The sequence below is a fragment of the Streptomyces sp. SolWspMP-5a-2 genome, from assembly GCF_900091845.1.
Taxonomy (GTDB): Bacteria; Actinomycetota; Actinomycetes; order Streptomycetales; family Streptomycetaceae; genus Streptomyces; species Streptomyces doudnae.
This window is the reverse complement of sequence record NZ_FMCI01000296.1, coordinates 1-4,669: the sequence shown is the minus strand read 5'-3', so window position 1 is coordinate 4,669 and position 4,669 is coordinate 1. Positions and strand designations below refer to the sequence as shown.

At 75.1% G+C, this 4,669-nt stretch carries 4 protein-coding genes and 1 pseudogene; 4 read left to right on the top strand and 1 reads right to left on the bottom strand.

Translation table 11 applies throughout. From position 1 onward, the window contains the following. Positions 1-139 precede the first annotated feature (139 nt). Together GA0115242_RS29475 and GA0115242_RS29470 are read left to right on the top strand one after the other, a co-directional pair. Complete coding sequence (locus GA0115242_RS29475; RefSeq protein WP_093833825.1) at positions 140-1,741, top strand: hypothetical protein; 1,602 nt, start codon at positions 140-142, stop codon at positions 1,739-1,741. Beyond that, the gene (locus tag GA0115242_RS29470; RefSeq protein WP_093833823.1) at positions 1,738-3,072 is read left to right on the top strand and encodes an AAA family ATPase; all 1,335 of its coding nucleotides are present in this window, start codon (positions 1,738-1,740) and stop codon (positions 3,070-3,072) included. Before GA0115242_RS29475 ends, GA0115242_RS29470 begins: the two co-directional genes overlap by 4 nt. A gap of 4 nt (positions 3,073-3,076) precedes the next feature. On the opposite strand, the gene GA0115242_RS29465 is transcribed toward GA0115242_RS29470, so the two are convergent. After that, on the bottom strand, positions 3,077-3,598 hold the full coding sequence (locus GA0115242_RS29465) for a hypothetical protein (RefSeq protein WP_093833821.1): 522 nt from the start codon (positions 3,596-3,598) through the stop codon (positions 3,077-3,079). 99 nt (positions 3,599-3,697) lie between these two features. Here GA0115242_RS29465 and GA0115242_RS29460 point away from each other — a divergent pair, with 99 nt between their 5' ends. Next, positions 3,698-4,405 (top strand): response regulator transcription factor, encoded by a 708-nt coding sequence (locus GA0115242_RS29460; RefSeq protein ID WP_093833819.1) that lies wholly within the window; start codon positions 3,698-3,700, stop codon positions 4,403-4,405. Continuing rightward, a pseudogene (locus GA0115242_RS29455) lies at positions 4,402-4,669 on the top strand (two-component sensor histidine kinase); the annotation flags it as partial. The gene GA0115242_RS29460 and the pseudogene GA0115242_RS29455, both read left to right, overlap by 4 nt.

Below are 4,669 nucleotides of genomic sequence, written 5' to 3'. Positions count from 1 at the left end.
GCGACCCTGTTGGCCTCACCAGGGGCGTCGGGCTCACCCGCCCCGCCGAAACAACTGGCCTCGCCGCCACTGACGTTGTCCCGTCCCCGCACGGCCGGGTCTCCCGTGGCCGTGTCTCCCGCGTCCCGGAGGGCGCCGTATGTCGCTGATCTCCACGCTGGCCCGGCTGGAGGCCGTCAGCAGCGGGCGGGCCCAGGCCGCCGCCACCGTCCGGCACCGGCATCTCTCCGAACGGCCCCTGGTCCTTGTGCCGTTGACCACCGCGGGCGAGGCCGGTGCCCCGCTCGGCGCGCTGGTCGGCACCGACCGGGACGCGCCCCGGCTGCTCGTCGTGCCCCAACCCCGCGACCGCGACCTGCGGTTCGGGTTCCTCGCGGAGCTGGCCGACATCGTCCTGCCGTACATCGGCGGCTACGCGGACGCGGTCGAGGCCGCCGAGCGCAACGAGACCGACCCGGAGACCGGCAAACGGGTCAAGGTCGAGGTGGAACTCTGCGCGGACGCGCCCCAGTTGATCGTCCCCAGCCGGGCGGGCGTGGAGTTCGTGCGGCTGCTCGGCCGCTCCATGCGCTTCCGGCGGACGGCGGAGGAGGACCCGGAGACACCCCATCCGGCGCCCCCGCGCGTGCCGTTGCTCGGCCGCTGGCTGACCCACTACGGCGAACGGGCCCGGGTGCCCGGCGCGTCCCTGCTGCCCGCCATGACGGACCTGCTCTCCCGGCACTGGGCGACCGGCCAGTCCACCCTGGAGGACCAGCACCTGGGCGCCCTGCTCGCCTGGATCGACCCGCCGCCCGGCCGCACCGGCGCCGAGGCCGCGCTCCTCGCCGAGATCGCCCGGGACGCCGAGGGCCAACTGCGCTGCCCACCGGCGGGCCCTGCCACCGACCCGGCCTTCGACAACAAGCTCCTCGCCCCCGCGATCGAGCGCTACGACCGGGCCCGCACCGCGTTCGCCGCCGCCGAGGACGGCCTCGCCGCCGACACCGGGCTCGGGGAACTCACCGAAGCCGAGCACCGCGTCCGCGCCCTCGTCGAGAGCCGGGCCAGGCCCGCCTGGGAGGCGGTGTGGCACGGGCTCGACCTGCTGCGCGAACTGCCCGTCGGCGCGCACGTCGAGGAACGCTGGACCCGCGACCGCTGGTCCTTCACCGGCCAGCGCGACCGCATCGCCGCGGGCGAACCCCCGCAGCCGCGCCGCGACGACGCCGTCACCGCCGCGAACAAGCTCGCCGCGCGCGAGCGCGAACAGGCCCGCCTGGAAGCGCAGGAGGCGCTCGACGACCCGCTGGTGATGGCGGGCCGGAGGCTGTCGGGGGAGGCGTTCACCGGCGAGGTCATCGACGTCGTCATGGCGTACAGCGAGGGCAGACGGCCCAGCCCGCGCCCGCTGGTGACGCTGCGCACCGACGACCGTCCGCAGCTCGGCGAGCGGACGAAGGTGTACCGCGCGCTGGGCGGGAAACCGCAGTCCGCGGAGTGCGTCGGGTACGAGGACGACAGCGTCCACGGCACCCTCGTCACGCTGCGCGTCCTGGACCGGATGGGGCGCGGCAAGGAACCGGAGGACGGCTCGGTGCCCGAGAAGGGCGACCTGCTCTGCTGCACCCTGTTCGAGCACGAGCAGCGCGGCGGCCCCAAGCTCCCCGAACCCGACGACACCCCGTGGACCCACGGCGGCCCGCCCGGCGCCCCCGGGCCCGAGGCCGCCGACCGCGTGACCGAGGAGGACGTGCTGTGACCGCCGACTTCGACCCCGGAGCCGAGGCGGCGCGCGCCACCGGGGCGATCCTGCGCGACACCCTGCACGGCGCCCACCGCGGTGTGGTCGTGGACTCCCCGCCCGGCGCGGGCAAGTCCACCCTCGTGGTGCGGGCCGCGCTCGAACTGGCCGAGGCGGGGCGCCCGCTGATGGTGGTGGCGCAGACCAACGCGCAGGTCGACGACCTGGTGCTGCGGCTCGCGGAGAAGAACCCCGAGCTGCCCGTCGGCCGGTTGCACAGCAGCGACGCCGACGCCTACGACAAGGCCCTCGACGAGCTGCCGAGCGTGCGCACCTCGGCGAAGGCGCGCGACCTCGCCGGTCTCGCCGTGGTGATCTCGACGGCCGCCAAGTGGGCGCACGTCACCGTGGACGAGCCCTGGCGGCACGCGATCGTCGACGAGGCGTACCAGATGCGCTCGGACTCCCTGCTCGCCGTCGCCGGACTCTTCGAACGGGCGCTGTTCGTGGGCGACCCCGGGCAGCTGGACCCGTTCTCGATCGTCGGCAGCGAGCAGTGGGCGGGCCTGTCCTACGACCCGTCGGCGTCCGCCGTCTCCACGCTCCTCGCCCACAACCCGGAGCTGCCCCAGCACCGGCTGCCGGTCTCCTGGCGGCTGCCCGCCTCCGCCGCGCCCCTGGTGTCGGCCGCGTTCTACCCGTACACGCCGTTCCGCAGCGGCACCGGCCACGGGGACCGGCGGCTCTCCTTCGCCGTCCCCTCGGACGGGTCGGGCCCCGACGAGGTGATCGACGAGGCGGCGCGGTCCGGCTGGGGCCTGCTGGAGCTGCCCGCCCGGCACACCCCGCGCACCGACCCGGAGGCGGTGCGGGCGGTCGCCGCGGTGGTGCGGCGGCTCCTGGACCGGGGCGGCGCGGCGATCTCGGAACGCGCGCCCGAACCGGCGCCGCTCACCGCCGACCGGATCGCTGTCGGCACCGCCCACCGCGACCAGGCGTCGGCGGTTTGCGCGGCCCTGGCCGACCTCGGCGTCACGGACGTCACCGTGGACACCGCCAACCGGCTCCAGGGCAGGGAGTACGACGTCACCGTCGTCCTGCACCCGCTCTCCGGCCGCCCCGACGCCACCGCCTTCCACCTGGAGACCGGCCGCCTCTGCGTGCTGGCCTCCCGGCACCGGCACGCGTGCGTGGTGGTCTGCCGGGAGGGCGTCGGCGACCTCCTGGACGACTACCCGTCCACGGAACCCGTCCAGTTGGGCACCCTGGTGAAGTTCCCGGACGGCTGGGAGGCCAACCACGCGGTCCTCGCCCTGCTGCGCGAGCACCGGGTCGCGTGGCGCGGCTGACGGGTCAGTAGGTGCCGATCTCCACCCGCGGCGGGCCGTCGTGCCAGGTGCAGAAGACCGACACCCGGTCCGCGCCCGCCGTGAACTCCACGCGGATCCAGCTCTCCGTCTTCCACACCTGCATCGACCACCCGGAGCCGGGCGTCGCCGAGACGAGGGTCGCCGACGCGGTGCCGAGGTCGAAGACCGCCCGACCGCCGTCGGTGTCATAGGACTTGACCTCGCCCGACGTGCTCGGCGTCGGCGCGGCGGTGGGCGTCGGGCTCGGCGGCGCCGGTCTCGACGGGGTCGCCACCGGGGTGCGGGCGGGCGGGGGAGGCGAGTACGTCGGCGTCGGCGGGCGGCTCGTCGCGGACGCCAGCGGCTTCGACTCCTGCGTCGTCGCGTCCGCCGCCGTGATCGGCAGGGCGCGCGGCGGGTCGTACGCCGTGCCCGCCATCACCGTGTGCACACCCCACCACGACAGCGTGGCCGCCGCGCCCGTGGCGAGCGTCCAAGCGAGTACGTGTACGAGTCCTCTGCGCATCGGGGGCCATCCTGCCCCACCCGCCCCACGCCTGTCGCCCGCCCGGGAGTTGTCCACAGGCCCGGACCGGCCTCGCCCGGATGGCGTACGGTGCGGCGCATGGCAAGTGTGCTCGTCGTCGAGGACGACCAGTTCGTGCGATCGGCGCTGATCCGGCACCTGACCGACGCCGCGCACACCGTGCGCAGCGTCGGCACGGCACTGGAGGCGCTGCGCGAAGTCGCCCATTTCCGGTTCGACGTGGTCGTGCTGGACCTCGGACTGCCCGATCTGGACGGATCGGAGGCGCTGAAGATGCTGCGCGGCATCACCGACGTCCCGGTGATCATCGCCACCGCGCGGGACGACGAGGCGGAGATCGTTCGCCTCTTGAACGCGGGCGCGGACGACTACCTCACCAAACCCTTCTCCGTGGAGCACCTCTCCGCCCGGATGGCCGCCGTGCTGCGCCGCTCCCGCGCGGCCGGTGCGGAGGCCGCGCCCTCCACCGTGCTGAGCGTCGGCGGCCTCACCGTCGACCCGCTGCGCCGCCAGGCCGAGCTGGACGGCGTCCGACTCGACCTCACCCGCCGCGAGTTCGACCTGCTCGCCTTCCTGGCCGCCCGGCCCGGCGTCGTCGTCCCGCGCAAGGAGCTGCTCGCCGAGGTCTGGCAGCAGAGCTACGGCGACGACCAGACCATCGACGTCCATCTGTCGTGGCTGCGCCGGAAGTTGGGCGAGACGGCGGCCCGCCCGCGCTATCTGCACACCCTGCGCGGGGTCGGCGTGAAGCTGGAGCCGCCGGCGGGAGCGGGGCAGCCGCGATGAGATGGGCACTGGTCAAGGTCTGCCTGGCGGTCACCGCCATGGTCGTGGTCGCCTTCGCGGTCCCGCTGGGCCTGGTCGTCAAGGAGATGGCCCGCGACCGCGCGTTCTCCAACGCGGAGCGGGAGGCCGCCGCCGTCGCCCCCGCGCTCTCCATCACCACCCGGCGCGACGAACTGGAACGGGTCGTGGCCTCCGCGGGCGCCGACGCCGGGATGGCCGTGCACCTGCCCTCCGCCGCGGGCCGCGCCGCCGTCGACATCGGCC